The 216-nt window shown below is 41.2% G+C and carries 1 protein-coding gene; it reads left to right on the top strand.

Going from position 1 to position 216, the window contains the following annotated elements:
• The coding region (locus AB4Y44_RS43080; RefSeq protein ID WP_368702869.1) for a type II toxin-antitoxin system HigB family toxin at positions 1-216 on the top strand (216 nt) is incomplete at both ends.

Genomic DNA, 216 nt, shown 5'->3' with positions numbered 1-216 from the left:
ACCTTTCCGGTCTTAAGAAGACGTTTGGTACTACAGTCGATTACGTTCCAACAAAGTTTTATGTGTTTGATGTTGGAGGAAACAATTTCCGAGTCGTCGCTACAGTCCATTTCAACCGGCAAATGTTTTTCATTCGTCATGTGCTAACGCACAAGGAATATGACGAATGGACAAGGAAGAATAGAAGGAAATTAACATTCATAGCCATTCGGGAGG

The sequence above is a fragment of the Paraburkholderia sp. BR10937 genome (assembly GCF_040965695.1).
GTDB lineage: Bacteria > Pseudomonadota > Gammaproteobacteria > Burkholderiales > Burkholderiaceae > Paraburkholderia.
The sequence above is the reverse complement of the archived record's forward strand: the minus strand, read 5'-3'. Positions and strand labels throughout refer to the sequence as shown.